The sequence below is a fragment of the Pseudoalteromonas luteoviolacea NCIMB 1944 genome (assembly GCF_001625565.1).
In the GTDB taxonomy this organism is placed as follows: Bacteria; Pseudomonadota; Gammaproteobacteria; order Enterobacterales; family Alteromonadaceae; genus Pseudoalteromonas; species Pseudoalteromonas luteoviolacea_F.
In genome coordinates this window covers 1-959 of record NZ_AUXS01000007.1, presented here as the reverse complement: position 1 = coordinate 959, position 959 = coordinate 1, and the positions used below count along the sequence as shown (strand labels likewise).

1 protein-coding gene is annotated in these 959 nt (G+C 46.5%); it reads right to left on the bottom strand.

Going from position 1 to position 959, the window contains the following annotated elements; genetic code table 11:
• A partial coding sequence (gene tuf, locus N483_RS00455) for an elongation factor Tu (RefSeq protein WP_063383303.1) occupies positions 1–959 on the bottom strand: 959 nt, incomplete at its 3' end.

Sequence of the window (959 nt, the reverse complement as noted above, 5' to 3'; positions counted from 1 at the left end):
TGACGACCACCTTCATCTTTAGAAAGTACGTATACTTCTGAAGTGAACTTAGTGTGCGGCTGGATTGAACCAGGAGCTGAAAGTACTTGACCACGCTCAACTTCGTCACGCTTAGTACCACGTAGAAGTGCACCGATGTTCTCACCTGCACGACCTTCGTCTAGAAGCTTACGGAACATTTCAACACCCGTACAAGTTGTCTTCGTAGTTTCTTTGATACCTACGATTTCAACTTCGTCGTTCACGTTGATGATACCAGCTTCAACACGGCCAGTTACAACAGTACCACGACCCTGGATTGAGAATACGTCTTCGATAGGCATGATGAATGGCTTATCGATGTCACGCTCTGGCTCTGGGATGTAAGAATCTAGTGCTTCTGCAAGCTCAACGATCTTGTCTTCCCACTCTTTCTCACCTTCTAGTGCTTTAAGAGCTGAACCTTGGATTAGTGGTAGGTCATCACCTGGGAAATCGTACTCAGAAAGAAGTTCACGAACTTCCATTTCTACTAGCTCGATTAGCTCTTCGTCGTCAACCATGTCACATTTGTTCATGAATACGATGATGTAAGGTACACCAACCTGACGAGAAAGTAGGATGTGCTCACGAGTCTGAGGCATAGGACCGTCAGTTGCAGCAACTACTAGGATCGCGCCGTCCATTTGAGCAGCACCAGTGATCATGTTTTTAACGTAGTCAGCGTGTCCAGGACAGTCAACGTGTGCGTAGTGACGAGTTGGAGTATCGTACTCTACGTGTGAAGTTGCGATTGTGATACCACGCTCACGCTCTTCTGGAGCGTTATCGATTTGAGCGAAGTCACGTGCTTCACCACCGTATACTTTTGCAAGTACGTTAGTGATTGCTGCAGTTAGAGTTGTTTTACCGTGGTCAACGTGGCCGATTGTACCTACGTTTACGTGCGGTTTCGAACGTTCAAACTTTTCTTTTGCCAT